The organism is Polyangium mundeleinium, from assembly GCF_028369105.1.
GTDB lineage: Bacteria > Myxococcota_A > Polyangia > Polyangiales > Polyangiaceae > Polyangium > Polyangium mundeleinium.
On the sequence record NZ_JAQNDO010000001.1, the window covers coordinates 3,254,451 to 3,280,027 of the forward strand.

Here is a 25,577-nt window from a genome sequence, read left to right on the forward strand (position 1 = left end):
CAGGGCTCAGCGCGGCCGCGACGACGTCATCGACGGCAGGAGGGGCACACGCATGACGAAGACGGCGCCCTTGCCGGTCCCATCGCTGTGCGCGGTGATGGTCCCGTGGTGCAGCTCGACCAGGTGCTTGACGATCGCGAGGCCGAGGCCGAGGCCGCCGTGCGAACGGGTCATTCCACTGTCGGCCTGCTTGAACTTGTCGAACACGTGCGGCAGGAATGCCGGCGTGATGCCTTGACCGTTATCCGCGACGGAGAGCTCGATCGACCCGTCCACGCGGCGCAGATGCGCGCGCACCCAGCCGCCCTTCGGCGTGAACTTGATCGCGTTGCCGAGCAGGTTCGTCACGATCTGGAGCAGCCGGCCCGGGTCCCCCTGGACGCGCTCCTGGGTTTCGATCAGGCCCTCGAGGCTGATGGTTTTGGCCTCCGCCGCGGGGCGGACGGCCTCGATCGCCGATTCGACGATGCCCGAAAGCTCGAGCGGCTGGATGCTGTTCAGTTGCAGTTTGCCCGCGACGATACGCGAGACGTCGAGCAAGTCCTCGATGAGCGCGACCTGCGCGCGGATGTTCCGCTCGACCGTGGCGAGCGCGCGCTCCCGCTTCTCGGCGGGGAGGATGTTGTCGCGGAGCATCGTGGTCCAGCCGAGCGAGGCATTGAGGGGGCTGCGCAGTTCGTGGCTCAGCAGGGCGAGAAACTCGTCTTTCGCGCGATTCGCGGTCTCCGCCTCGGCGCGCGCCCTGGCCTCGGCGTCGTAGAGGCGCGCGCGCTCCATGGCCTGCGCGCACAGGCGCGCGAGCGTCGTGAGCAACGCCCGGTCCGCCTCGCTGAACCCGCGGCGTTCGTCGAAGGAGAGGACCAGGGATCCGAGCCTGCGCTCCTCGAACAGCAGGGGGACGGCCGCGAGGGCCTCGTCGCCGGGGGTACGCAAGGGCGCGATCTCGGGATATCGCTCGGCCACCGCGGCGCCTGACTCGAAGTAGAGCGGGCGCCGCTCCCGGATCGCGTCCGTCATCGGGATCGGGTGAGAAAGAGGCACGCTTACCCAGCGCGCGATCTGCGCTTCGTCGTACCCGACCGATTGCAAGATCGTGGTCGTCGTCTCCCCCTCCGAGAGCACGCCCAGGGCGGCTCGCTCGGCGCCGAGGATCGCGCGACCCTGGCTCACCGCCACCTCGGCCACCTGCAAGCTCGTGTGCGCCTCGGACAGGGACGCGGCCACGCTCATCAACCGGTGCAGGTTCTGGCGTTTGGTGGCGGCGCGCGCCTCGGCTGCGCGGAGGGCCGTCACGTCGACGACCGTCATGGCCACGCGCGCGACGCGTCCCTCCACGCGCACGGGAAAGTAACTCGTGAGCGAGTATTGATGGCCCGACTGCCCGGGGACGCGCCGGGCGACCTCGAGGTTGAGCAGCGGCTCGCCCGTGTCGAAGACCCGCTCCAGGCGCTCGATCGTGACGGACGTCTCGGGGCCTTCGGGGAGCGTCTCGCCGAGCGTGCGTCCGACGTGCGCGTCGGCGGGCGCGCCGTGCATCGCCGCGAGCGCCGCGTTGATGCGCTCGCAGCGCAGGTGCGCGTCGAAGATGGCGATGCCGATGGGCGCGCCCGCGACGACGGCGTCGAGCACGGCGGCGCTGCTCGCGGCCTCGGCCTGGGCGCGCTTTTCGCGGGCGAGCAGCTCCGCCCGCTCCCGTTCGAAGAGCTCGGCCTCGCGGACGCGGAGGTTCTCGGCGCGGCGCCAGAGCTCGGCGAACGCGGCGACCTTCGCCCGCAGCACGTCGGGGTTGAAGGGTTTGGGCAGGTAGTCGACCGCGCCGTGCGCATACCCCTTGGCTTGGTAGGCGTCGTCGCGGTGAAACGCGGAGACGAAGATGATCGGGATGTCCCGCGTGCGTTCGAGCCTGCGCACCAGGTCTGCGGTCTCGAACCCGTCCATGTCGGGCATGTGGACGTCGAGCACGATGACCGCGAACTCGTTGCTCAAGAGCTGCCGGAGCGCGTCTCGGCCCGAGCTCGCGCGCATCAAATGCAGCCCGAGGGGTTCCAGCACCACCTCCAGGGCGAGCAGGTTCGCCGGGTGGTCGTCGACCAGAAGCACGCAGGGGACAGGGGACGGTGTGGACGGCGGGCAGGTGTCCTGGCTCATGAGGTCAGGGTCGGCACACAGGGTGGGACGTCGTCGCAGCCCGAGTGTAAAACATTTGTGAATTGGAACCGTTACGGATTCGAAAGAATCTTCGAACCACCTCGGCTGTTGTGAGGGATACTATGCCAATACGATGTTCCGGAGGTTTCGTCCGAGACGAAGCAACGGCGATGAGGGTGGGCCTCCACAATTCGAGGTGCCGCGGGAGAATCCCGACGCGTGACTGGGGCAGGGTCCGCATGGATCGGCTGTGTGTCCGTGGCTTATCGTCACTCCTGGAATGAAGGTGCTTCCCGTAGGCGACGGGTCTCTCACGAGCTTCCTCATGCGCGCCATCGAGGCGTCGCTCAAGGGGCCCCTCGCGCACGCATTTCGCAACACACGTGTGCCTGATCCCGTGGTGCTGGTGTTGTGCAAAGAGGAGGGACCGGACGCCGGAACCATCGAATGCGCCGTCGAGTCGACGGAACGCGCCGCCAAGGTGCTCGTCGATATGGCCGCCGCGCGCGGGGACGACCGGCCCGCCCGGGTCGCTCGGGTGCTCCGCACCCTGGAAAGGCCCATCGGTTTTGTCCCCTGCGTCGCGGGGGCCGACGACAAGATCGTGCTCGTGCTCCTCGAGCAAGCCGCCCTCGAAAGCATCCGTGGCAACAATGCTCCTTGACGAGCCTGCTCGAACGCATGCGCCGAAAGGTCGTTCATGAGCAAGGAACCGAGACCCCATGACACCGCGCACCCTCGTCCCCAGCATCCTGCTCGTCGATGACCATCCCTCGAACCTGCTCGCGCTGGGGGCCGTGCTCGAACCGCTCGGGATGCACCTCGTGCGGGCGAGCTCGGGGAAGGAGGCGCTGACGCACCTGCTCCGCGAGGAGTTCGCGGCCATCGTGCTCGACGTGCAGATGCCGGACATGGACGGATTCGAGGTCGCCGCCCTGATCCGCAGGCGCGAGCGCACGAGGGAAGTGCCGATCATCTTCATCTCGGCGATTCACCGCGACGACAATCATCAAGCCAAAGGTTATGCGCACGGCGCGGTGGATTACCTGCCCAAGCCGTTCAGCCCCGACGTCCTCCGCGCGAAGGTCTCGGCGCTGGCCGACCTCTGGCGCCGCGGCGAGGTCAATCGGATGCGCGAGGCCATGCAATTCGAGCGGGAGCGGGCGGAGCTGCTCGCCCGCGAGAGGCGCGCCCATACCGAGGCCGCAAGGAGCGCCTCGGTGCTCGATGTGGTGGTCGGGCGAGCGCCGATCGGCATCGCCATCGTCGACGCGGACCTTCGCTGCGAGCGCATCAATGCCCCCCTCGCCGCGACGAGCAGCGGCGCGCACACCGAGCCCCACATCGGCCTGCCGCTTGCCGAGGTCCTCCCCGAGGGGTCGGACACGGTCCTGCTCGCCGAGCGCCTTCGGCAGGTCTTCGCCACAGGCGAGCCGCTCTTGAACGTGGAGGTCGGCTGGCAGGTGGACCGCCGCGCGCTCGCGAACTGCTATCCCGTGTACGTGGAGGGCCACGTCGAGCGGGTTGCGCTGATGGTGGTCGAGGCGACGCGCGGCCGCGCCGAGGATTGAAGCGCGTCAGTCCTCCACCCATTGCACGACGCGATCGATGGGCTTTCGCCCGGGCGGCGGCGCGTCGCCCAGGGGGTATCCGATCGCCACGGCGCCGACCATCCGGAACGGCTCCTTGATGCCGAGCAGCGCCTCGATTTCGGGCTTCGCGATCATCGGGCCCGCCATCCAGCAGGCGCCGAGGCCCTCGGCGTGCGCCTGGAGCAGCATCGCCATCACGGCCGCGCTCGTCGAGCAGAGCTCGGCCTGCATGCTGCGGGCCGTGTGGTACTGCGCCGGATCCCCGCCGCCCGAGGTGATGAGGTCGGCGATGAGATCGGGATAGTCGCGCCATTGCGGAACCGCGATCGCGGCGGCGCTCTCCAGCGGCTCGTGGAAAAAGTCGCCGTAATTGGCGAAATCCTCGGCGTGGTGCCCGCGGTGGATGATGGCCTTGATCTCCTCGGCCCGCGCCCGCACGGCCGCGGCGATTTGCTTGCGTATGTCCTCGGCCGTGACGACCGTGAAGCGCCAGGGCTGGCGGTTCGTGTTCGAGGGTGCAGTGATCGCGGCTTGCACGAGCCGGGCGAGCACCTCCTTCGGCACGGGTTCGTCCGCGAATTCGCGGCGCGACCGCCGCGTCTCCAGCCACGCCAGCATCCCCGGGCCCTGTACCCCGCCCGGGCCGCTCATTCCAGCTTGAATCCGCCGTCCACGTTCCATATCTGTCCCGTCACGTAGCTCGCCTCGTCCGAGACGAGGAAGGCGACCACCGCCGCGATTTCCTCGGGCCGGCCAACGCGCTTGAGCAGGATGCGTTTCGCGAGCTCGTCGGGCGCGAGGGCCCGGAGCTCGGCCGTCATGTCGGTCTCGACGAGGCCCGGCGCCACTGCATTCACGCGTACGCCGCGCGGCGCGAGCTCGACCGCGAGCGCGCGGGTGAACGATTCGACGGCGCCCTTCGACGCAGCATAAAGCGACTGCCCGCGGCCCGGGCGCTGCGCCGCCACGCTGGAGACGTTGACGATCACGCCGCGGCGCCGCGAGATGAAGCGTCGTGCGGCCTCGCGGCAGCAGGCGACGACGCCCGCGGCGTTCGTGTCGAAGACGTGATCGTAATCGTCGTCCGTGCTCGCGCCGAGGAGGCCGTCACGCGTGACGCCGGCATTGCAGACGAGCGCGTCGAGCGGTCCGAGCGTGGTTTCCGCTTGCTCGAAGAGCGACACGACCTCCGCGGGGCGCGAGACATCGGCGCGGAGAGCGACGGCCCGCGCCCCGAGCGCGTCCACGGCGGCCACGGTCTGCCGGGCCGCGTCCTCGTCGTGGCGATAATCGACGGCGACGGCATATCCGCGTCGCCCGAGCGCCTCCGCAATGGCGCGCCCGATTCCGCGCGAGGCGCCCGTGACGAGCGCGACGCGGGATCGCTCCTTGGTTTCGCTCATGGAACCTCCACGCGCAGGGCGCCGGCGAGCCCCGGCATGCCGGCCGAGAGGGCCAGGGCCGAGCGGGCGCGTGTCTCCTCGGCACGCACGAGCGGACGGAGCGGGCCCGCCGAAGGACGATCGAGGCCCGCAATGGGCGGCAGCGCTCCCGCGCGGAGCGCCTCGGCGAGAAGGATCGCCTGCACGACCGCCGTCGCGCCGCCGAGATGGCCCGTGGAAGCCGTCAAGGCGAGCAGCGCGGCCGATGGGCCGAGCACGTCGGCGAGCGCCGCGCGTTCGGCCGTATCACGCTCGGGCGAGGCGAGCGCGGCTCCATCGACGATCGTGTCGCCCGCGGCGAGATTGGCCGCGAGGGAGGCGAGCGCGCGGGGGCTGGGAAAGCCTTCGGCGCCGTCGGCCGTCGCTGCGGCCGAGATGAACGAGATCGCGCGATCGCCCGCGTCGTCGGGCCGCTCCAGCACGACGGCCGCGGCCGCCTCGCCGGGCACGATCCCCGCCGCGCCCTCGTCGTACGGGGCGATGACCGCCTCCGCGGTCGCGGCGCTCGTCGCGGCGCCGGACATGCCGAGCGAGAGGAGCGTCTCCGGCTCGACGAGCGAGTCGTACGCGAAGACGAGCGCCGCATCGACGCTGCCCACGGCGAGGGCGATGCTGGCCGCCCGGAGCGCCTGCGCCCCTGCATTCGAGCCCGCCGTGGTCGTGCCGTCGCCCTTGCCGCCGACGTCGATCGACAGGAGCGCGTGCGCGTTGTTCGACAGGTGAAAGAGCATCCAGAACGGGTGCAGCAAGGAAAACCCCTGCGCCCATGCGCCCGTCGCGCGCGCGTCGCCCGTTTGTCGTTCGAGCACGGGCATCAGATCGTCCCAGTGCGCGCGCAGGCCGCCATAGCCGCAAAAAAGCCCGAGCCGCGCGCCTTTCGCCGGGGCGCCCGCGCGGGTGAGGGCCTCGGCCCCGACCTCCATGCCGAAGAGCCCCATCCGTTTGACGAATTTGCGGTGTTTCGTCGGCCGGGGCGCGCCGGGGATCGTGGCGGCGAGGCGGCAGGTGTAGGTGCTCGCGTCGAAATGGGCGTTCGGGGCCGCCGCGCGCTCGCCTGCGAGGAGCCTTTGGAGCACGGCCGCGGCGTCGTCGCCGAGCGGGGTGCGCAGGGAACACCCCGTCACGGCCATCCGGCCCGCGTGGGTCATCGAGGTCTCCCGAGGACCACGCTCACGTTTTGCCCGCCAAACCCGAAGGAGTTCGAGAGCACGTACTCGACGCGTTGCTTGAGGGGCTGGGGGCCGATCACGTGGATCGGGCACTCCGGATCCGGCTCCTCGAAATGCGCCGTCCCGGGGAGCAGGTCGCGCGTGAAGGCGAGCAGGCACGCGGCGAGCTCGATCGCGCCGGCGGCGGCCATGAGGTGGCCGACGGCGCCCTTGATGCTCGACGTGGGCACGTCGCCGAAGAGCGCGTGGATCGCCTTCGCCTCGGCCATGTCGTTGAGCGGCGTCCCCGTACCGTGGGCATTGACGTACCCGATGTCCGAAGGCACGAGGTTGGCACGACGAACGGCTCGTTCCATGGCCGCGAGCGCGCGCGAGCCGTCGGGGCGGGGCGCCGTCGCGCGGTAGGCGTCTTGCGTGGTCGCGGCGCCGGCGATGACCGCGAGGAGATCCGCGCCGCGCGCCCGCGCCCGTGACTCCTCCTCGACCACGAACATCGCCGCGCCTTCGCCCACGACGAGCCCGTCGCGCCGACGATCGAAGGGCCTGCACGCCGAGGGCTCGGCGCGCGGCGAGGGAGCGCCGAGGCGCGACATGCCGCCGATGCCGAGCGGGTTGACCATCGAGTCGGACGCGCCGCAAAGCACAACGTCGGCCGCGCCCCGCTCGATCTGCGAGGCCGCGTGCGCGACGGCCGTGCCGCCCGCCGCACATGCCGACACGTGCACGGCGACGCGGCCCGACAGGCCGAGCACGCCGCGGATCTTCTCGGCCGTGAGGTCGACACGCGAGCGGAACCGAACGCCCTCCGGGCCCGCGAGATCCCCCGCGCCGACGCGGATCTCGTCGCCGTCGAGCGCCGTAGCGAGGTCCTCCAAAAACGCCTGTTCGAGCCCGAGCCCGATGGAGAGCGCGGCCTTGCGCTCGGCCGTCCCGCACCGCGCGTGGCGCCACGCCTCGGCCGCTGCGATGAGGCCAAAACACACCTTGCGATCACGCAGGAGGCCCGAGTGCTCCCACGCCGCGGCCTCGCCGACGTGAAGCAGGACGCCGCGGTGTTTTTCCAGGAGCGAGGCGCTCGTCTTTTCGATCGGCACTTCGCCCGCGACACGCGTGGGGAAGGTGCGCGCGTCGAAGTTTCGGATCGGACCGATCGCGCTCCGGCCCGCGGCGAGGCCGTTCGCGAGCGCGTCGTAGCCGACGCCGAACGCGCTGACGGCGCCGACGCCCGTGATGACTGCGCGCCGCCCGGCCATCACGCGCCCCCTTTCGCGAGCACGACCACGCCGAGATCACCGTCCGGGCCCGCGGAGAGCACGAGCGCGCGGGGTTTGTTGAGGTGCGCGAGCAGGTCGAGCGTGAGCGCCCAGGCGAGCGCGGGCGTCGCGGCCAGGGATTCGCCAAGGGTGAGCGAGGTGTCCACCGAGATCTCCGCTTCGAGCACCTGGGGCAGATCCAGGAGCGCCTCGCGCGCAGGCGTGCCCCAGGGCGCGAGCACGACCACGTCGCACGGCTGATCTTCGAGCGCGTCGAGCGCGGCAGGCACGGCCGCGTCGCGCAGGACGCCCGTGCGGGGCACGAGCGTGCCGCGAGGGCGTTCGACGGGAAACACGCGCACCGCTTCCACGTAGCCGAGCGGCGCTTCGGCCGTGCTCGTGATCGCGAGCGCCGCGGCGCCTTCGGCCGGCGTGAGCCCTTGCCGCAAGAACCCTTCCCGTTCGAGCTCGGCCATCGTGATCGGGTGTAGGGCCGTGTCCGCGCCGCCGACGAGCGCGCGCTCGCACGCGCCCGACGTGATCGCGGCGCACGCCTCTTCGAGCGCCGTCACCGTGCCCGTGCCGCGCGAGAAAAACGCGGCGTTCGGGCCGGCGAGGCCTTCGAGGATCGCCCCGTGGCAGAGCGTGAAGTTGTTCATGATCTGGAACGCGAACAGGGGGTTGCACGCGTCGAGCCCCTCGCGGCCGCACCGCGCGAGCGAGAACTGGCCGTCCTCCATGCTCGCCACGATGAGCCGCGCGACCTCGTCCATCTCCGCGCCCGAGGCGCCGACGCCGAAGAACGCGCCGATCTCGGCGCGCGCCTCGTTCCACCGCGCCTCTTCGAGCGCGCCGCGCATCACGAGCGCCGAGAACCACGCGGCGCGCGACATCAGCTTCTTTTGCCGGATGTCCTCGGGCCGCGACGGCGCGGGCGCGGCGAGCTCGGACGGGCGCGGATGGCCGCCTTCGAGCACGCGCTGGGCGAGCCCGCGGCCCGCGAGGCCAGCTGCGGTCAGCGTCGAGACCGCGATCACGGGGAGGCCCTTTCCATCTAGGCGCATCGGCTCACCACGAGGCTCGTGTTGGCGCCGCCGAACGCGAAGGCGTTGACGAGCGCTGCTTCCACGGGTTTTCGCTTTGCCGCGCCCACGACATGGGGCAAGGCGCACGCCGGATCCGGCTCGGTGAGGCCCGCCGTCGGCAAGCAGATTCCTTCCTCGACGGCTTCGAGCGCGCACAAGAAGCCGATCGCTCCTGCGCCCGCGACCCAGTGCCCGACCGCGCCTTTTACTGCGCCGACGTGCACGTTCGGGAGCGCGTCGCCGAGCGTCCTCCGGATCGCCGCGGCCTCCACGGCGTCGTTGAGCTGCGTGCTCGTACCGTGCGCCTGGACGTACCCGACCTCCACGCGCCCCGCGTCGTCGAGCGCGCCGCGCATCGCCCGCTCGGCCCCATCCCCCGCTTGATCGGGCGCCGTCAGATGAAACGCGTCGAGCGTCCGCGCGGCCCCCGCGACCTCGGCGCGCGCCTCGCCCCGCTCCGCCGCGAGCACCACGAACGCCGCGCCTTCGCCCACGACGAACCCGTCGCGCCGCACATCGAACGGGCACGACACGCCGCGCGCGCTGAGCGCGCCGAGCAGGCCGAATCCTACGAGCATGAACGGATCGACGTCCGCGCCCACGCCGCCCGCGAGCGCGACGTCGCAGAGCCCGAGCCGGATCGCCTGCGTGGCCGAGACGATCGCCGCCGCGCCCGATGCGCAGGCGAGCGAGATCGTCTCGACGGGCCCTTCGGCGCCGATGCGCGCTGCGAGCGCCGAGGCGACCGCGGCAGGCGAGACCGCGGCCGCGTGCACGGCCGTCGCGAGAGCCCGCGCGTCCTCGCCGAAGCGCGCGTGATCGAAGCGTGCGCCGCCACCCGCCGCGCGCGAGAGCGCGAAGATCGTCCCGTACGTGGCCCGACCGCTCTCGGCGCCGACGAACACGCCGATGCGCGAGGGCGCGGCGCTCACCTGCGCCTCGGCCCACGCCTCGTCCGCGGCGCGCCGGGCGAGCGCGAGGCGGCGATCCTCGGCTTCGTCGAGGGGGAAGGGGACCGTCGCCGCGACCTGCGACGGATATCCTTCGACGTCGAAATGCCGGACGGGCCCGACGGCCGATCGGCCTTCGGCGAGCGCGTCCCTCGATGCGGGCCACGTCTCGCCGAGCGGCGTGATCGCGCCTCGACCGCGCACGAAGACACGTCGCTTCAAGGCTCCTCCGCGGCTCCGGTCAGCCATATGTCGAGCACCTCGCGCCGCCGCGCGAGCACCTTCGGGTTCGTCACGCGCGTGAACGCGAAGCCGAGCTCGGCCGTCGCCACGACCTCACCGTCGACCCGCGCTTTGCCTTTCACCTGCCCGCCTTCTTCGCGTGCGAGGATCGTCTCCGCTTCGAGCTCGAGTTTGTCCCCGGGCCGGACGATGCGCCGGAAGCGGGCGTGATCGATCATCGTGAGCAGCGCGTGCACGTCCTCGTGCCCCTCGGCGCGCCGGGTCGCTTCGAGCAGCACGCCGCCGAGCTGCGCGAGCGCCTCGATCACGAGCGCGCCGGGCATCATGGGGTGGCCCGGGAAATGGTCCGCGAAGGTGTCGTCGGAGAGCGACACACACTTGACACCCATCGCGAGGCGCGGCGGTTCGAGCCGCGTGATCCGATCGAGGAGCAGGTAACGCACGTGCGGCGAGAATAGCAGAGCTCTTCCGGCTCGAATTGACGGCCGAGGTCCCAAAGGAGGTAAGATGCGTGCTCACGAGGGGAGCACCATGGATTGCGTTAGCTGTATCACTCCGACCCGGCAGGACCGTCCGCATACGTTTTTCCACCACGAGCGGGCGGCGTGTCCGACGTGCCGCGAGACGCACGAGGGGCGCGTGGTGCTTCGCGGCGACAGCCCCGTGCGGCTCCTGCTTTGCCCCACGTGTGGCCCTTCGGAAGAAATTCTTCCCGGCACTGCAAATGCCTATGTCGACGGTTTCCTCGCCCGTGGCGAGGTGCCCGAGGGGTTCGAGGGCGAGATCGAGTTCAAGGAGACGACGTCCACCTGCCCGAGTTGCCTGACGCTGCTGCCTGCGAAGGTCGTGATCCGCGAAGGCCGCGTGTATTTCAAGAAAAACTGCGCGGCGTGTGGCCCTTCGGAGGCGCTCGTCTCGGAGGACGCGAAATATTACGTGCGAGCGTATGCGTTTGCGCGCGCGGGCACCGAGCCCTTGAAGTTCGCCACGAAGGTCGAGCACGGCTGTCCCACGGATTGTGGGACCTGCAATGATCACGAGCAGCACACCTGCCTGCCGATCATCGAGGTCACCGACCACTGCAACCTCGAGTGCCCGATCTGCATCGTCGACAACCAGTACTCGAACCACATCGATCTCGACACCTTTACGCGCATGATCGACACCCTCGTGATGAACGAGGGGCAGTGCGAGTCGGTGGCGCTCTCCGGCGGCGAACCCACGAGCCACCCGCAGATCCTCGACCTCGTGCGCATCGCGAGCCGCCCCGAGATCGGCCGCGTCGTGGTCATCACGAACGGCATCCGGCTCGGCAAGGACCGGGCTTTCGCGAAGGCTCTGAAGGAGAGCGGCGCTTACGTGGGCCTGCAGCTCGACGGTTTTACCGCCGATACCCACGAGAAGATCCGCGGGCGTGATCTCGTGAAGGAGAAGGAGGCGGCGCTCGCCGTGCTGCGCGAGCTCCAGATCCCGACGCAGATCATCTTCGTGGCGACGCGCGGGGTGAACGACGATCAGATCGGAAAGGTCGTCGAGTTGTTCCTCTCGGGGGATCATTTCCTCTCGCTGAACTTCCAGCCCGCCGCGTACACGGGCCACGGCGGCGGTCTCTTTGACCACGATCCGATGGATCGACTCACGATCCCGGGCGTCGTGCGGCGCGTGGACGAGCAGACGGGCGGCAAGCTCAAGGTGGAGGATTTTTTCCCGCTGCCCTGCTCGCACCCGCAATGCGTGTCGCTCACGTATCTGCTCCGCCTCGAAGACGGGACGTTCCTGCCGTTCTCGCGGTTCGTCGATTTCACGAAGCACGGCTCGCTCCTCCGTTCGAGCGCGACGCTCCCCGCGACGCCGGAGATGGAGCAGACGCTCCAGGACGTGCTTTACGACGTCTACGCGCGGCAGGACGAGATCGAGCGCGGGCCGGAGATCCTCGCGGCGCTCAAGCGCACGCTGAAGGTGATGTTCCCGGATCGGCCGATGACGCAAAAGGAGAGCCTGCTCATCGGCGAGCAGCAGGCGAAATCGATCTTCCTGCACCATTACATGGATCGGCACGATTTCGATCTCGAGCGCCTGCGCAAATGCTGCCACCATTACCCGCAGACAGACGGGCGCATCATGCCGGCGTGTGGCTTCAACATGTTCCACCGCGGCGCAGCGAAGGGGCCGGGGACGCAGACGCCGTCCTGGGGCAAGAAGCCCTGGGTCAAGGAAAACGGGACGACGCGCCTCTCGATCCTGTCCTCATGACCAAACTTTGCGAAGGGCACATCGCCTTGGTGACGGGCGGTTCCAAGGGCCTCGGGCGGGCGATCGCCGTGACGCTCGCCCGCGAAGGGGCGCACGTCGGGTTCAACTGGACGAAATCGGAGGTCGAGGCGAAGGAGACGCTCGCCGAGATCGAGGCGCACGGGGTGCGGGGGTTTTCCTTTCGAACGAGCGTGCTCGACAAACAGGGCCTCGCCGCGGCCGTGAAGGAGATGGAGGGCGCGGTGGGGACCGTGGACATCCTCGTGAACAACGCGGGCGTCTCCGACGTGGTTCCGCTCGCCTTGATGGACGAGGACGACTGGGACCGCGTGATGGATACGAACGTGAAAGGCACGTTCCTCGCCACGCAGGCCGTCCTGCGGGGCATGGTCAAGCTCCGGCGCGGGCGCATTCTCAACATCGGCTCACTCGCCGGGGTGAAGATGATGCAGGCACCGGTGCATTACTGCACGGCAAAGGCGGCCATCAAGGGGTTTACGGAGTCGCTCGCCAAGGAGATCGGGCGCTACGGGATCACGGTGAACAACCTCGCGCCCGGGGTGCTGGAAGGCGGGGTCAGCGTGAATTTGCCCAAAGGTCGGCTCGACGAGTACCTCCGGCATACCGCGCTCGGGCGGCTCGGCACGTTTCAGGAGGTCGCCGAAATGGCGGCGTTTCTGGTGTCGGATCGATCGTCGTACGTGAATGGAGCGACCATTCTGGTGGACGGCGCGGTGTAAGGGCGCGCAATGGGAGAAAACGCGTGGAAGAACCCGAGAAAACGAAGCGGAAGAAGCGAAGCGAGCCGAAGATCCAGATCCCCCTCCGCAAGCCCTACTGGCAGCTCGTCCCCAGCTTCCTCCTGTTCGCCCTCTGCGCTGCGTTTTTCTTCCATCGTTCGAGCGTCAATGATCGGGGCCTCATCCTGAACGGCATCCTCCACTTCGAGCCGGACGGGGCGGACGTGTTTTACGCGGTGCTCGGCGTGTTCTCCGTAGGCCTGAGCGTGATGGGCCTGCTCGGCATCGTTCGCTTCTCGCAGCTCGAACCCTTCGAACTCGTCCTCGGGGCCAAGTCCTTGTCGCTCCCCGCGGGACGTCCGATGTCGATGCGGGTGATCACGGTGCCGATACGCGACATCCTTTCGGTTGGGCTGCAACCGCCGGAGTGGCCGAAATCGATCGCCGTGCAGGTTCGTGACGGCAACGTGTACTGGATCCCGAGCTACTGGCTGCCGAAGGAGTGGACCGTGCAGGACCTCAATGCCGCGCTCGTCGAGCGTCTCCGGCGGCCCGAGGACGAGAGCGCCGCGGGAGGCGGATAGAGCGTCGAGGCGCCTCCCCGAGCAAGCTCGATCGTGCTAGAGGCTGCCGTCATGACCGTTCCGTTTGATCCCAACGCGCCCGCGGCCGCGGACTCCGGCATTTATGGATTGCCTTTCACGGAGGATGAGGCGGCCGTCGTGCTCGTGCCCGTCCCCTGGGAAGTGACGACGTCGTACGGCGGCGGCACGTCGGGCGGCCCCGCGGCGATCCTCGCGGCGAGCCGGCAGGTGGACCTCTACGACCTCGACGTGGAGAAACCTTATGCGCCCGGCATTTTCATGCAGGACGAGGCCGAAGAGATCGTCCGCTGGAACGAGGAAGGGCGGGCGCTCGCGCAGAAGATCATCGAAGTGGGCGGCGTCGTCGAGACGGACGAGCTCCGCGCGGCCCTCGCGCGGGTGAACGAGCTCGGCGCGAAGCTCAATGCGCGGGTCGAAGCCGAGACGGAGCGGCTCGTGGCGAAGGGAAAGATCGTGGGCATCGTGGGCGGCGATCACGCCGTGCCGCTCGGCGCGATCGATGTGCTCGCCCGGCGGCGCCCAGGGCTCGGCGTCCTGCATTTCGACGCGCATTCGGACACGCGCAACGCCTACGAAGGGTTTTCCTTCTCGCACGCTTCGATCATGCACAACGTGCTCTCGCGCGTGCCGGGCGTCGCGAAGCTCGTTCAGGTCGGGATTCGCGACGTGTGCGAGGAAGAAATGGAGTACGTCGCGTCGCAGGGTGAGCGCGTGCAGGTGTTTTTTGATCGCGATCTCGCGCGGCGCAAGCTCGGGGGCGAGACGTTCGCCGCCGTGGCGCGGGAGATCGTGAACGCTCTGCCGCACGAGGTGTGGATCTCGTTCGACGTCGATGGGCTCGATCCGCGGTACTGCCCGCACACGGGCACGCCCGTGCCCGGCGGGCTCGATTTCCACGAGGCGGTGTACGTGATCGGTGAGGTGGTGCGGTCCGGACGCACGATCGTGGGATTCGACCTCAACGAGGTCGCCCCGGGGCCGGACGGCGACGAGTGGGATGCGAACGTGGGGGCGCGGCTGCTTTACAAGCTGATCGGATTCACGGTAGCGAGCCAGGGCAAGGCCAAGCTGCGCTGAATCGAATCAAGGGACCTTGGCGGGCTTGGGCACGGTCGTCCCGGTCCGCACGGCGTCCACGACGAGATCGTTCAGCGCCTTATCGGCCTTCTCGCATTTCGCGGAGACCGCGCCCATCGTCGCGCCCTTGCATTCCTTCTTGCGCTCCGTCGCCACCTTTGCGAGCGCCTCGTTTTGCTTGAGCGCCTCCTGGGTCGCGTCCTCGAGGATGCGCCACGGAATGACGGCGTGCTTGGGCTTCGACGGGGCCTGGAAGCGGACCTCCTCGGTCGACAAGGTCGCGCACGTGCCGTCCCAGCGGAGCACGTCGACGCTGCCCGTCGCGCCGCTCACCTGCATGCCGCCCGTGTCCGCCTTCATCTGGCTGAGCACGAGCAGCTCCTCGTCGAGCGTGAGCTTCTCCTCCGCGCTCGGGCCGCCGAGCCCGTTGAACGGCGCGACCTCCTTCGCGGAGACGTAGGCGCGGCGCCAGGGCGAGCCTTTCTGGAAGAGATACAGCGCGAGCTCCGGGTGGACGCCGTTGCAAAGGCGCTTGACGAAGCCCTTCGGCATGACACACGCGGCCTTGTCGTCACCCGCGCAGGCCTCGGGGATCCCCTTCGGCTCTTCCTCGGCCTTGGGCGCGTCGGCGGTCTCGGTCTTCGTTTCCGTGGCAGCTTCCGCCTGGGTCTCGGTCTTCGGCTCCTCGGCCGGAGGAGTGCTCGACCCACAACCGACGAGGACGAGCAGAATCAGGGCCATCGAATGTCGCATGGCCGAACCCTATCAAAGACCTGGGGCCGCCGTGAAGCGTGATGATCGAAGCGCTCAGGCCGCCCTCGGGCCAAGCGAGCGAGCGAGGATTTCTTCGAGCTCAGCGTCCGTGAGCTCGATCGGATTCGAACGCATGCTGCCCGCCCGCGAGCCCGCGATGATGGAGGCGAGGTCGGTCTCGCCGACCCCATACGATCGGAGCGGCGGGACGCCGAGTTTGTCGCGTAAACCTTCAAACGTATCGGCGGCGCGCTCGGGGCTGCGGTCGCGTGCGTCCGGAGGCAAAAGGAGGTCGGCGACCTCGTGTGCGCGGGCGAGCGCGGGGTGCGCGGGCGCGCGGGCGCGCAAGGCAGCGACATTCGTGGCGAAGGTGGCCGGCAAGAGGCAACCGCAGCCGGCGCCGTGCGGGACGCCGCAGAGGCCGCCGAGCGGCGCGACGAGGCCATGTACGGCGCCGAGGCCCGCATTGGCGAGCGCAATGCCGCCCCATAACGCTGCGAGCGCCATGGCCTCGTGGGACTCGTCCGTGGCGCGATCCTCGGCGAGCGCGACGAGCGCGCGGTAGGCGAGCGTGATGCCGGGGACGACGAGGACGTCGGTCATCGGCTGCGCGCCTTTCGAGAGATAGGCCTCGACGAGGTGCGTGAGCGCGTCGAGCCCGGAGGAGGCCGCGACGCTCTTCGGCGCGGTGGCGATGAGGGAAGGGTCCACGAGGGCGACACGCGGGACCATGAGATCGCTGCGGATGCTGCGCTTGACGCGGAGGTCGGGGACGCGGAGGACGCTGTTTTTCGTGACCTCCGAACCGCTGCCCGCCGTCGTGGGGACGGCGACGAGCGGCAAAGGCGCCTTCTCGATCGTGCGGCCGGCGCCCACGGCCTCGACGTAATCGATCGCCGATCCCTCGTTCGTCGCGAGCGCAGCCGCCGCCTTTGCGGCGTCGATCACGCTGCCGCCGCCGATCGCGAGGACGACGTCATATCCCCCCTCGCGGGCGACGCGGGCGCCCTCGTCCGCGACCGCGAGGTCCGGCTCGCCAGAGGCGCAAAACCGCGCCATCGAGACGCCCCGCGTGCGGAGCCCCTCCTCGATCGCCGCGAGCTTGCCCGAGCGTTCGAGCGAGTGTTTGCCGGAGACGAGGAGGCAACGCTTGCCGAGGCGGGCGACGGCCGCCGGCGCTTCGCCGAGGGTGCCCGCGCCGAAGTGGATCTCGGGCGCCGTGCGGAACGCGAACTTCACGGGATCACGCGGCAGGCGTCAGGCCCAGGGCTCGGGGAACAAGGACGCGTATTTCTCGCCCACGCGAGGGGCGGCCATCATCGGCGCGACGCGCTCTTTCCAGCGGAGGTAATGCGCCGTCTGCTGGTGCGCCTTGAAATCGGCCTCGGTCTGGTAGACCTCGTACAGGAAAAACCGCGTGGGATCGTCCGCGCCCCGGAGGACGTCGAAGCGGACGTTGCCGGGTTCGGCGCGCGTGCCACGAGCGTTGTCGAGCGTCGCTTCCGCGAAGGCGTCGACGTGATCGGCGAGCACGGAGACCTTGACGCAAACGACGTACACGGGCGGCTCCCTTCAGCGTTGCGGCGCGACGAGCAGCGGCATGAGGCCGTCGAGCTCGGCGGGAGAGAGCAAGGGGCGGAGGGCCTTGATGAGCTTCTCGGCGACGACGGGCTCGTCCACGCTTGACGAATCGAAGCTGCGGAGGTTGACGCCGGTGACGAGGATGAGCCGCGAGATGAAGAACGAGCCGTGCTTCTGGTCGAGGAGCCGCACGGCCTGGTAGATGCCACCCTTGGTGCGCCGGACGCCCGAGCTCGGTTGGCCCGACGCAGGGGTGCTCGAAGGCCCGCTGGTCGGCATGGTGCCCGACGAAGGCGGGAGGCGGCTCGACGGGACGCTTGGCGGCGAGCCCCTGTCCCCCCGCACCGAGATGGGCACCGCATCGAAGCCCCGCGCGATCACACCCGAGAACGACGTCGACGTAGGCGGCTGGCTGTCCGGGCCCGTGCGCGGATCATCGACGCCCGGATCGCTCCGGCGAGGGCCACGATCCGGGGGTCTTTGTGGATTGCTCACGGCTGCGATTTTCGGACAACACGGGAGCAAAGTCCATGAGGAAGCGAAGGGGCGTGTGTGTGAGGGGGGGCACGCCTCATGCGCGGTGACGTCCAGGCCGCAGAGGGCAGGGTGGGGGGTTCGGGGACAAACCGCGGGGGACAAACGGTCTTCGGGGGCTGTTCTCGTCGGGCCGGAATGTCGCTCGGATGTCAACGGAAATGGCAATACGCGCGCGAACGAGCGTGCGGGAATCGAGCGTCGAAGGCGGGCCCTCGAATGCCGGCGCTGCCGCGTCTTGACTTGTCGCGTGAGTCGGTTGAGATGGCGCCTCATGAGCCAGATGCCCGTCAAGCCCGGCGATCTCCTGGCGCGAAAGTATCGCGTGGAGCGCGTGCTCGGCTCGGGCGCGATGGGCGTCGTCGTGGCCGCAAGGCACGTGGATCTCGGGCAGCTCGTCGCCGTGAAGTCGCTCCTCACGGGTCGCGTCGTGAGCCCGGAGCAACGCGAACGGTTCCTCCGCGAGGCGCGCGCCGCCGTGCTCCTGAAGAGCAACCACGTCGCGCGTGTGCTCGACGTCGGGGCCGACGACAACGACGCGCCGTACATCGTGATGGAGTACCTCGACGGGCAAGACCTCGCCGCGACGTTGAAGGCGCGCAGGCAACTGCCTTTCGAGGAGGCCGTCGAGTACGTTCTGCAAGCCTGCGAGGCCGTCGGCGAGGCGCACGCGGCGGGGATCGTGCACCGGGATCTCAAGCCGGCGAACCTGTTCCTGACGCAAGACGTGAGCGGCGCGGCGTGCGTGAAGGTGCTGGATTTCGGGATCTCGAAGCTCGCTTCGTCGGACGTGGCGCTGACGCACGAGTCGCAGATGCTCGGCTCGCCGCTCTACATGTCGCCGGAGCAGATGAACACGCCGAAGAGCGTGGACGCGCGGAGCGATGTGTGGGCCCTCGGGATCATCCTGTACCAGCTCGCCTGCGGGAAGACGCCGTTCCACGCAGAGACGATCCAGGCCGTCTGCGGGCTCGTGCTGGCCGGTCAACCGACGCCGCTCGGGCAGTATCGACTCGATGCGCCGCCGGGGTTCGAGGCGGTGATCCTGCGGTGTCTTGCGCGGAATCGAGAGGAGAGGTTTCGCGATGTCGGGGAGCTCGCGGCGGCGCTCGCGCCGTACGCGCTGGCGCATGCGCGGGTGTACGTGGAGCGGGTCGGGCGGGTGGTTCGAGGGAGAGGCGGCCGGATGGGATCGATGGCCGACACGCCCTCGACGTTCCCCGAGTACACCGCAGCGCGAGCCATGACATCGGCGACATCGGGGACGGCGGCGACGGAGCCGTTGGCGGCGGTGGTCACGCCGGGGGCGAGTTCGTCGTCACGCACGAAGGGCGCGAATCCGATGCGGCTCGTGGTGCTCGGGGTGGCGCTGGCGGTCGTGGGGGGTGTGCTGGGGATCGCCGTGGTGTTGTTCTCGGGTCCAGGCGCGGGTGGGACGAGCGGGGCGACAGGTCAGGAGACGGCCCCGGTGCGGAGTGAGGCCGCGGCGAAGGCGGCGCCGTCGGGTGAGGTACGTGGGGTGGAGCCGGTGATCGTCGCGCCGATGGGGAGCGCGGCGTCCGCGGAGGGGAACTCGCACGCGGCAGCGAGGACGAGCGCGACGGCGCCGAGCGTGGTTTCGTCGTCGGTGGCGACGAGTGCGCCTTCGGTGCGCGCATCGTCGGTGGTCAAACCATCGGCGACGAGCAAAGCCGCGGGGACGAGTACGGGGGGACCTCGGCCCACGAAGAAGAACGACGATCTCTACGCCCCCTGACGGCGTGTGCTGACGGGTGGGGTTCGCCTTGGTAAGGTGCTCCGCCGAGGTTCATTGCATGCGTGTGAAGGGGTCTTTGCTGGGGGTCGTCGTTCTCGTTTGCCTGTGTGGGGGACGCGCAGAGGCAGGGCCCGCAGAGGATCGCGCCGCAGCGGATGCATTGTTCCAGGAGGGGCGCGAGTTGTTGAAGGGAGGGCGAGCGGCGGAGGCGTGCCCGAAGCTCGCAGCGAGTCAGAAGCTGGATCCGCGGCCGGGGAGGTTGCTCGCGCTGGGGGATTGTTACGAGACGAACGGGGAGACGGCGAGCGCGTGGGCGACGTTCCGGGAGGCGGAGTCGACGGCGCGGGCCGCGAAGGATGAGCGTCGGATGGTGGAAGCAGCGAGGCGGGCGGGGGAGCTCGAGCTGAAGCTGGCGAAGCTGGTGGTGGAGGTGGCGCCGGAGGCGAGGGTTGCGGGGCTGGAGGTCCGGCGGAACGGGAAGCGGGTCGAGGAGGCGGTGTGGGGAGCGGCCGTGCCGGTGGATCCGGGGGAGCAGCGGATCGAGGCGGCGGCGCCGGGGAAGAAGGGGTGGGCGGAGAAGATCGTGGTGGAGGGGAAGGCGGGGGTGACGACGGTGCGGGTGCCGGCGCTGGGGGATGAGGTGGTGGTGGAGCGGGTGGGGGCGATGAAGGAGGAGGGGGCGGGGAAGAATGGGGTGGCGATTGGGGTGGTGGCGGCACTCGGGGCTGTAGGGATCGGGACGGGGATTGGGCTTCTCGTTGCGGCGAGTAGCCTGGTCAGCGACGCGGACGCTCAGGACGATGCGATGCCCGATGGGGCATGTAGTCCGCTCCATCCTCGCAACGCCGAGTTCTCCGGCGCATGCGGCGAGTTGCGAGGCAAGCTGGAGCGCTCGCAAACCCTGCACAACGTAGGGCTCGGCGCGGCCATCGCGGGCGGCGTGATCGGCGTGGGCACACTCATCTATGCTCTGATGCCGTCGAAGAAGCCGGCAACGATGGGTTTCCAGGTGCTGCCCACAGTTGCGCCGACGTACGCGGGAATTTCTGCGATTGGACAATTCTGAACGCTGACGTGGGACGTCTTCTCGTCCCAGGCGCTTACTCTTTCTTTCACGCATAGGAGAGATTGCGATGCGCAATGTTCACACGACCCTGGCGTTTCTGGGGCTCCTGGCCGCGACTGGGTTTGGGCAAGTCGTGGGTTGCGGGGTCGACCCGCATGATTGCTCGTTGAACAATCAGTGCTTGGAGGATGGAAAGCCCTACGGCAGCGTCGTGGAGCCTCCGCCAGGATGCTCGGCATCGCCAAGCAACGACGCGGCCGTGCTCCGCGACGAATGCGGCGTTTTCGTGAGCAACACCGTCACCGGCAGCGGAACCGCGGGCAGCAGCGCAAACCCTTTCAAGACGATTGACGAGGCTGTCAAGGAAGCAACCAACAGAACAGCGCGCGTCTATGTGTGCGCGGACGGGGATTACAAGGAACGACTGGACATTCCGGCCGGCATCTCCGTCTTTGGTGGCCTCGATTGTGCTGGCGGCGCGTGGAGATACGACGGCACCACGAAGAGCAGAATCAACCCTGCCGCCCCTGGCACGGCCGATGGGTTGCAAGCATCGGTGCGGATAGCGGGGGAGAATGCGTCATCGCTCGAAGATCTCGAGATCACCGCAGCGGATGCGAAGATTCCCGGCGGGTCATCCATTGCCATCATCGTCGATCGTGCGACGGTGCATTGGGCGCGAACCGAGATCACTGCGAGGAACGGCGCTGCGGGGGATCAGGGCGCGACGCCGACGGACAACATCGGCCCCGACAATGCGGATGATTCCGCCATCCGTGGCAACAACGGCCAAAATGCTTGCATGGGCGGGCCCGGCGGGAATCCTGGGGGGGCGACCAAGGCGAATCCCATTTGCAGCGAATCGAGCGGCGGCAAAGGTGGCAATGGCCAGGATACCTCGGGCGACGCCGGGGGGGACGGCATCCCCGCGCCCAATCCCAATCCGAGCAACAAAGGCATCGGCGGGCTCGGAGACATGGGGCAGGGGTGCGATCTCGGCCAGCCTGGCGCCAACGGCGCAAGCGGCAACGAAGGCGCCGGGGCCGTAGAAGACGGCACACTCGACGCAACCAAGGGGTACATCGGCGTGAGCGGCCAGCCCGGCACGAAGGGCGGAGTCGGACAAGGCGGCGGCGGCGGCGGCGGCGCGCGAGGCAAGTCGGCCTGCTACGGGGCCAGCGGCGGCAGCGGGGGAGCCGGTGGCTGCGGCGGAAATGGCGGGCTCGGGGGTACGGCGGGCGGATCGAGCATCGCCATCGTGAGTATCGCAGCCACGCTGTCCTTCGATGCGGTCGACATCACGACGGGCACCGGGGGCCAAGGTGGCGACGGCGGCTTTGGCCAGCCAGGCGGGTTTGGCGGAAATGGGGGAAACGGAGGGAATGGAGCGTCGAGCGGTGGAGCGACGCCGAAAGCCTGCAACGGTGGTCCCGGCGGCAGCGGGGGTTTTGGGGGAACTGGCGGCGGCGGCCGAGGGGGTCACTCGGTCGGCATTGCCCACAAGGGCGGGAGCGTGTCGGACGAGGGCGTCACGATCATGAATGGTGCTCCTGGCACCGGTGGCACCGGCGGCGGTGCCACGGGCGGCATCGGCGCCATGACGCACGCATTGCCGTAATGGGGAGACGGAGGGGGAGCGAGCTTCGCCGGAAGCCTGGGATGGGCCTGTCCCGCCCAGCAGGGATCAGGGGAAGGCGTGTGTCATGGTGCCGATGCCGCCCGTGGCACCACCGCCGTTGCCGCCGTCGCCGGGGGTTCCGTTCACGATGGTGACGCCCATATCGGGGACGGTGCCACCTTTATAGGCGATGCCGATGGCATGACCGCCCTTGCCACCGCCGCCGGTTCCGCCACTGCCGCCATTGCCGCCCTTGCCACCATTGCAACCCGCGGGCGTTGAGGGACTACTCGCGCCCGTACCGCCGTTCCCGCCATTGCCGCCAGCCCCGCCGGACTGGCCAAAGCCGCCGTCGCCCCCTCGCCCCCCCGTACCTGTCGTAACGTCGACCATCTGGAAGGAGAGCTTGGCTCCAAGGCTCAGGATTCCGATGCTGGAACCGCCCGCCGTTCCTCCGAGCCCGCCATTGCCGCCACAGCCACCGGCTCCCCCGCTGCCGCCGCTGGCCCCGAAGCAGTCCGATTTCCCTTTCGAGCCGCCACCCCCGCCGCCGCCTTGCCCAACCGTGCCCTTCGAGCCGGGCTGGCCGCTCACGCCGATGTACCCCTTGGTTGCGTCGAGTGTGCCGTCTTCTACGGCCCCGGCGCCTTCGTTGCCGCTTGCGCCGTTGGCGCCAGGCTGGCCGAGATCGCACCCCTGCCCCATGTCTCCGAGCCCGCCGATGCCTTTGTTGCTCGGATTGGGATTGGGCGCGGGAATGCCGTCGCCACCGGCGTCCCCCGAAGCCTCCTGGCCATTGCCACCCTTCCCACCGGAGGACTCGCTGCAGATGGAATTGGCCTTTGCCGCGCCGCCCGTGTTTCCGGAAGCTCCTCCCATGCAAGCGTTCTTGCCGTCATTGCCACGGATGGCGGAGTCGTCCGGACTGGAGGGCCCAATGTCGTCCGTCGGCGTCGCGCCCTGATCCCCCGCAGCACCGTTCCCAGCGATGAGCGCGGTCCCCACGAAATTCACAGTCGCGCCGTCGACGATCACGGCGATCGCCGAACCCCCTGGCAACGTCGCATTCGCCGCCTCGATACGAAGACCCTCGAGCTGGCTGGTGTTGTTCCCGGCGACCCTCAGCGATGCTTGCACCTCATCCGGGGACGTGGGCGCAGGCGGGTTGATTCGCGCCTTCTTGCTCGCGTCGTATCTCCACTCGACGTCCTGGCAATCGAACCCGCCGAAGATGGATACGCCGGCCGGCACGTCGACACGCTCGGCATAATCACCGCACGCATAGACCCGAGCCTTGTTCTTCCTTGCCGCTTCGATCGCGACCTTGAGCGTTTTGAAGGGCGCGGCCTCCGTGCCAGCGCCGTTGTCGTCGCCCTTCGATCCATTCACGAAAAAGGCGCATTCGGTCTTGATGACATCCGGATTGCTGCTCGGTGAATCCGTGCACCCCGGCGGAGGCCCCACGACGAACGGCTGGCCATCGTCATTGCAGATGTTGTTGCGGCTGCAGTCATCGGCATCTGCCGAGCACCCCGCCATCTGCAAGAAGCCCGCTGCAATGACGATACCCAGGGAAGCGATGGTGGTGTGACGCGTGCGCATGGGCATGTCTCCCCTTTCCGAAAGTAAATGGAAGCAAGACGTGGAGATGCGGCTGCTGATGAGCAATCCGCGAGCGTCGCTCAGAACTGGCCCGTCGCCGCGAAGCCCGCGAAGGTGGGCGTCACCGAGGGCACCAACGTGAAGCCCATCGTGGCTTGCTTCTTCGTGGGCAACAACGCGTAGACCACCGTGCCCACCGCGAGAACGCCGCCCGCGACGAGGGCGCCCGTGCCGATGTTGGTGAACGTGTCTTTGCGTTGCAGGGTGCTGAGCAACGTCGCGCAGTTGGCCTTGTTCGCGGCGTGGTCCGGGTGCGCAGGGTCGCATGCCGCGTCCGGCATGGCGCTGTCGAGCGCTTTGGCGTCGCTGTCCGCGCCGCTCGCTGCCACAAGGAGCCCAATCCCAGCCCCAATCCCCACCAGCGCAAGCCCACCGCCCACACCGATCAGGACCTTGCTCTTCCCCCCCGGCGCCCCACCAATCTTCGGCGCCAGCACCAGGTTCACCTCCTGGCTCTGCGCCTTCTCCACATCGACCGTCCTCAGCACGTCATCGTGCCCGGGCAACTTCGCCTCGATCACCCGCTTGCCCGCGTCCACGAACACCGGCTTCGCCAGCGGCGCCTGACCCACGAGCCGGCCGTCCACGAAGATCTTCGCGCCGCCGATGTTCGTGCCGATCGTCACCGTGCCGACTTGCTTCTTCGCCTCGTCCAGCCGCTTCTGAAGCGCCTCGCGCACCTCGGGCTTGCCGCCTGCCGGGAACTCCTCCAGCGCGTACGACAGATGCTCCGCCGCGTCGCGGAACTGGCCCAACGTCATCTCCACGTCGCCCAGGTTCCCCGCGAGATCAAAGCTCTTTCGCAGATCCCACGCCGCCTGGTACGACGCCTCCGCCTCGGCCCACTTCTGCTCGTCGAAGAGCTTGTTGCCCGTCGCGAAGAGCTCCGCTGCCCGCGACGCGTCGTCCGCGTACGCAGGCGCGGCCCCCGCGAGCACGAGCGCGAAGCTCACCGTCGAAAGCAGTGCCTTGGTTCGCATGCTCATCCCTCCCGAAGCTAGAAAAGTCGCCGCGGCGTCGAGGCCGTCGTGGTCGGAGCGGCCGTCGTTGTCGGCGCTGTCTTCGTCGTCGTCGTCGTGGTCTTGCGTGGCACTGTCGTCACCGGCTTGACCCCGGTTTGCACCGGCGCTGTCGTCGTGGGCGCCGCGTTCGGATCGACCGGATCGTCCGTGGGCGCAGGCTCTGCCGTCGCCGCGGGCTCGGCGGGGTCGGTGGGTGCAGGGTCGGCCGGCGCCGCCGTCACCGGCGGCAGCGGGATCTGCGTCGTCGCAGGCACCGTCACCGCGATCGGCGCGCTCGACGAAACACCCGTGCCGTTACCCCCGTTCGTGACCCGGCCGCGCAGCAGATACGCCGCGCCGCCGCCGAGCAGCGCCGCGATGACCACCACGCCGATCCAGATCCCGATGCCGCGCCCGCCTTCTTCCTCGTCTTGCGAGGCCTGCGGGGCCGCTGGGCGTGAGCCCGGGGCGGGGTTCGCCGGGCCGAGCGACGCGGAGGGCAGCATCGATCGATCGATGCCGCCGCTCGCGGTCCACGGGCTCGACGATGACGTCGGGTCCGCGATCTCGGCTTGCGGGGGTGGCGGCGGGGGACGGAGACCGCCGGGGGGCAGCTCCATCTTCGTCGTGGGCATGTGCCGCGCGTCCATGACCTCGACCTTCATGTCGGCCGAGATCCGCACCTTCGCCATGTCCATGGTCTTCAGGCGCTGGCGCCGCTTCGGCACCTCGATCGGCGCGACGTACGCGCGTGCTTCACGCTCGCCGTGCGTGGCGATCACGTTCTCGCCTTCGCCCGCCGGTGCCGCGGACGGCGCAGCGGGCGTGCCCGTGTCTGCTGCCGGTGCTCCGCTCGACGGGCCAGCTCCCTCGCGATTGTCGGCGCTCACGCGCTCCCTCCCGGGCCTTTCACGATCCAAGTGCTCCGCCGGACCATGATGCCCCGGATCGCCGCGTCAGCGCCACCTTCCGATCGTTCGTTCACGTCGCTCGTCTGGCCCTCGCGCACCTTGACGGGGGTAGCGCAATCGACCCCCCCGCGCCAAGGG

At 69.2% G+C, this 25,577-nt stretch carries 24 protein-coding genes; 9 read left to right on the forward strand and 15 right to left on the reverse strand.

Annotated elements, in window-relative coordinates; translation table 11 throughout:
• Positions 1-6: 6 nt before the first annotated feature.
• On the reverse strand, positions 7-2,148 hold the full coding sequence (locus tag POL67_RS13195; protein WP_271917643.1) for an ATP-binding protein: 2,142 nt from the start codon (positions 2,146-2,148) through the stop codon (positions 7-9).
• Between the two features lie 286 nt (positions 2,149-2,434).
• Here POL67_RS13195 and POL67_RS13200 point away from each other — a divergent pair, with 286 nt between their 5' ends.
• On the forward strand, positions 2,435-2,812 hold the full coding sequence (locus tag POL67_RS13200; RefSeq protein ID WP_271917644.1) for a hypothetical protein: 378 nt from the start codon (positions 2,435-2,437) through the stop codon (positions 2,810-2,812).
• A 58-nt stretch (positions 2,813-2,870) separates the two neighbouring features.
• Positions 2,871-3,719, forward strand: coding sequence for a response regulator (locus POL67_RS13205; RefSeq protein WP_271917645.1), 849 nt, complete (start codon positions 2,871-2,873; stop codon positions 3,717-3,719).
• A 6-nt stretch (positions 3,720-3,725) separates the two neighbouring features.
• Here the strand turns inward: POL67_RS13205 and POL67_RS13210 are convergent, their stop codons facing one another.
• The 7 genes from POL67_RS13210 to fabZ are packed head-to-tail and all read right to left on the reverse strand — an operon-like array spanning position 3,726 to position 10,325.
• Complete coding sequence (locus POL67_RS13210; protein ID WP_271917646.1) at positions 3,726-4,358, reverse strand: nitroreductase family protein; 633 nt, start codon at positions 4,356-4,358, stop codon at positions 3,726-3,728.
• Between the two features lie 29 nt (positions 4,359-4,387).
• Entirely contained in the window at positions 4,388-5,143 is a 756-nt protein-coding gene (locus POL67_RS13215) for an SDR family NAD(P)-dependent oxidoreductase (protein WP_271917647.1), read from the reverse strand.
• Complete coding sequence (locus POL67_RS13220; RefSeq protein ID WP_271917648.1) at positions 5,140-6,330, reverse strand: beta-ketoacyl synthase N-terminal-like domain-containing protein; 1,191 nt, start codon at positions 6,328-6,330, stop codon at positions 5,140-5,142. Before POL67_RS13220 ends, POL67_RS13215 begins: the two co-directional genes overlap by 4 nt.
• Complete coding sequence (locus POL67_RS13225; RefSeq protein ID WP_271917649.1) at positions 6,327-7,604, reverse strand: beta-ketoacyl-[acyl-carrier-protein] synthase family protein; 1,278 nt, start codon at positions 7,602-7,604, stop codon at positions 6,327-6,329. Before POL67_RS13225 ends, POL67_RS13220 begins: the two co-directional genes overlap by 4 nt.
• The gene (locus POL67_RS13230; RefSeq protein ID WP_271917650.1) at positions 7,604-8,668 is read right to left on the reverse strand and encodes a beta-ketoacyl synthase N-terminal-like domain-containing protein; all 1,065 of its coding nucleotides are present in this window, start codon (positions 8,666-8,668) and stop codon (positions 7,604-7,606) included. The genes POL67_RS13225 and POL67_RS13230 overlap by 1 nt, the downstream gene beginning before the upstream one ends.
• Positions 8,659-9,861 carry a beta-ketoacyl-[acyl-carrier-protein] synthase family protein gene (locus tag POL67_RS13235; protein WP_271917651.1) on the reverse strand — a complete coding sequence of 401 codons (1,203 nt, stop codon included), beginning with the start codon at positions 9,859-9,861 and terminating at the stop codon, positions 8,659-8,661. Before POL67_RS13235 ends, POL67_RS13230 begins: the two co-directional genes overlap by 10 nt.
• Positions 9,858-10,325, reverse strand: a complete 468-nt coding sequence (fabZ, locus tag POL67_RS13240; RefSeq protein ID WP_271917652.1) for a 3-hydroxyacyl-ACP dehydratase FabZ — start codon at positions 10,323-10,325, stop codon at positions 9,858-9,860. The genes POL67_RS13235 and fabZ overlap by 4 nt, the downstream gene beginning before the upstream one ends.
• An 88-nt stretch (positions 10,326-10,413) precedes the next feature.
• Here fabZ and POL67_RS13245 point away from each other — a divergent pair, with 88 nt between their 5' ends.
• Genes POL67_RS13245 through POL67_RS13260 form a run of 4 tightly spaced genes read left to right on the forward strand, consistent with a single transcriptional unit; the run spans position 10,414 to position 14,557 of the window.
• Positions 10,414-12,135, forward strand: coding sequence for a radical SAM protein (locus POL67_RS13245; protein WP_271917653.1), 1,722 nt, complete (start codon positions 10,414-10,416; stop codon positions 12,133-12,135).
• Positions 12,132-12,875: an SDR family NAD(P)-dependent oxidoreductase gene (locus tag POL67_RS13250; protein ID WP_271917654.1), complete on the forward strand. Its 744-nt coding sequence runs from the start codon at positions 12,132-12,134 to the stop codon at positions 12,873-12,875. The genes POL67_RS13245 and POL67_RS13250 overlap by 4 nt, the downstream gene beginning before the upstream one ends.
• A gap of 23 nt (positions 12,876-12,898) precedes the next feature.
• A complete protein-coding gene (locus POL67_RS13255; protein WP_271917655.1) occupies positions 12,899-13,459 on the forward strand; it encodes a hypothetical protein in 561 nt (186 codons plus the stop codon).
• Positions 13,460-13,510: 51 nt separating this feature from the next.
• On the forward strand, positions 13,511-14,557 hold the full coding sequence (locus POL67_RS13260) for an arginase family protein (RefSeq protein WP_271917656.1): 1,047 nt from the start codon (positions 13,511-13,513) through the stop codon (positions 14,555-14,557).
• Positions 14,558-14,563: 6 nt separating this feature from the next.
• Here the strand turns inward: POL67_RS13260 and POL67_RS13265 are convergent, their stop codons facing one another.
• Genes POL67_RS13265 through POL67_RS13280 form a run of 4 tightly spaced genes read right to left on the reverse strand, consistent with a single transcriptional unit; the run spans position 14,564 to position 17,386 of the window.
• Entirely contained in the window at positions 14,564-15,310 is a 747-nt protein-coding gene (locus tag POL67_RS13265; RefSeq protein ID WP_271917657.1) for a hypothetical protein, read from the reverse strand.
• A 54-nt stretch (positions 15,311-15,364) separates the two neighbouring features.
• A complete protein-coding gene (locus POL67_RS13270) occupies positions 15,365-16,549 on the reverse strand; it encodes an iron-containing alcohol dehydrogenase (protein WP_271917659.1) in 1,185 nt (394 codons plus the stop codon).
• An 18-nt stretch (positions 16,550-16,567) separates the two neighbouring features.
• Complete coding sequence (locus POL67_RS13275; protein ID WP_232379613.1) at positions 16,568-16,870, reverse strand: antibiotic biosynthesis monooxygenase; 303 nt, start codon at positions 16,868-16,870, stop codon at positions 16,568-16,570.
• 12 nt (positions 16,871-16,882) lie between these two features.
• Positions 16,883-17,386 carry a hypothetical protein gene (locus tag POL67_RS13280; protein WP_271917660.1) on the reverse strand — a complete coding sequence of 168 codons (504 nt, stop codon included), beginning with the start codon at positions 17,384-17,386 and terminating at the stop codon, positions 16,883-16,885.
• 313 nt (positions 17,387-17,699) lie between these two features.
• On the opposite strand from POL67_RS13280, the gene POL67_RS13285 reads away from it, so the two are divergent.
• The 3 genes from POL67_RS13285 to POL67_RS13295 all read left to right on the forward strand — a co-directional run bounded on the left by POL67_RS13285 (position 17,700) and on the right by POL67_RS13295 (position 21,865).
• A complete protein-coding gene (locus tag POL67_RS13285; protein ID WP_271917661.1) occupies positions 17,700-19,181 on the forward strand; it encodes a serine/threonine-protein kinase in 1,482 nt (493 codons plus the stop codon).
• A gap of 58 nt (positions 19,182-19,239) precedes the next feature.
• Positions 19,240-20,247 carry a hypothetical protein gene (locus tag POL67_RS13290; protein WP_271917662.1) on the forward strand — a complete coding sequence of 336 codons (1,008 nt, stop codon included), beginning with the start codon at positions 19,240-19,242 and terminating at the stop codon, positions 20,245-20,247.
• Between the two features lie 67 nt (positions 20,248-20,314).
• Positions 20,315-21,865, forward strand: a complete 1,551-nt coding sequence (locus POL67_RS13295) for a hypothetical protein (protein WP_271917663.1) — start codon at positions 20,315-20,317, stop codon at positions 21,863-21,865.
• 66 nt (positions 21,866-21,931) lie between these two features.
• Here the strand turns inward: POL67_RS13295 and POL67_RS13300 are convergent, their stop codons facing one another.
• The 3 genes from POL67_RS13300 to POL67_RS13310 all read right to left on the reverse strand — a co-directional run bounded on the left by POL67_RS13300 (position 21,932) and on the right by POL67_RS13310 (position 25,418).
• A complete protein-coding gene (locus POL67_RS13300) occupies positions 21,932-23,467 on the reverse strand; it encodes a hypothetical protein (protein WP_271917664.1) in 1,536 nt (511 codons plus the stop codon).
• An 80-nt stretch (positions 23,468-23,547) separates the two neighbouring features.
• Positions 23,548-24,507, reverse strand: coding sequence for a PEGA domain-containing protein (locus tag POL67_RS13305; RefSeq protein ID WP_271917665.1), 960 nt, complete (start codon positions 24,505-24,507; stop codon positions 23,548-23,550).
• A 17-nt stretch (positions 24,508-24,524) separates the two neighbouring features.
• Positions 24,525-25,418, reverse strand: a complete 894-nt coding sequence (locus POL67_RS13310; RefSeq protein WP_271917666.1) for a hypothetical protein — start codon at positions 25,416-25,418, stop codon at positions 24,525-24,527.
• Positions 25,419-25,577: the final 159 nt, after the last annotated feature.

Bases quoted from the DNA above. Each gene is read 5' to 3' on its own strand.
- POL67_RS13220 (WP_271917648.1), bottom strand. From the start codon at position 6,330: ATGACCCACGCGGGCCGGATGGCCGTGACGGGGTGTTCCCTGCGCACC.
- POL67_RS13215 (WP_271917647.1), bottom strand. From the start codon at position 5,143: ATGAGCGAAACCAAGGAGCGATCCCGCGTCGCGCTCGTCACGGGCGCC.
- POL67_RS13225 (WP_271917649.1), bottom strand. From the start codon at position 7,604: ATGGCCGGGCGGCGCGCAGTCATCACGGGCGTCGGCGCCGTCAGCGCG.
- POL67_RS13295 (WP_271917663.1), top strand. From the start codon at position 20,315: ATGCGCAATGTTCACACGACCCTGGCGTTTCTGGGGCTCCTGGCCGCG.
- POL67_RS13230 (WP_271917650.1), bottom strand. From the start codon at position 8,668: ATGCGCCTAGATGGAAAGGGCCTCCCCGTGATCGCGGTCTCGACGCTG.
- POL67_RS13290 (WP_271917662.1), top strand. From the start codon at position 19,240: ATGCGTGTGAAGGGGTCTTTGCTGGGGGTCGTCGTTCTCGTTTGCCTG.
- POL67_RS13205 (WP_271917645.1), top strand. From the start codon at position 2,871: ATGACACCGCGCACCCTCGTCCCCAGCATCCTGCTCGTCGATGACCAT.
- POL67_RS13300 (WP_271917664.1), bottom strand. From the start codon at position 23,467: ATGCGCACGCGTCACACCACCATCGCTTCCCTGGGTATCGTCATTGCA.
- POL67_RS13305 (WP_271917665.1), bottom strand. From the start codon at position 24,507: ATGCGAACCAAGGCACTGCTTTCGACGGTGAGCTTCGCGCTCGTGCTC.
- POL67_RS13250 (WP_271917654.1), top strand. From the start codon at position 12,132: ATGACCAAACTTTGCGAAGGGCACATCGCCTTGGTGACGGGCGGTTCC.
- POL67_RS13210 (WP_271917646.1), bottom strand. From the start codon at position 4,358: ATGCTGGCGTGGCTGGAGACGCGGCGGTCGCGCCGCGAATTCGCGGAC.
- POL67_RS13260 (WP_271917656.1), top strand. From the start codon at position 13,511: ATGACCGTTCCGTTTGATCCCAACGCGCCCGCGGCCGCGGACTCCGGC.
- POL67_RS13285 (WP_271917661.1), top strand. From the start codon at position 17,700: ATGAGCCAGATGCCCGTCAAGCCCGGCGATCTCCTGGCGCGAAAGTAT.
- POL67_RS13265 (WP_271917657.1), bottom strand. From the start codon at position 15,310: ATGCGACATTCGATGGCCCTGATTCTGCTCGTCCTCGTCGGTTGTGGG.
- POL67_RS13245 (WP_271917653.1), top strand. From the start codon at position 10,414: ATGGATTGCGTTAGCTGTATCACTCCGACCCGGCAGGACCGTCCGCAT.
- POL67_RS13195 (WP_271917643.1), bottom strand. From the start codon at position 2,148: ATGAGCCAGGACACCTGCCCGCCGTCCACACCGTCCCCTGTCCCCTGC.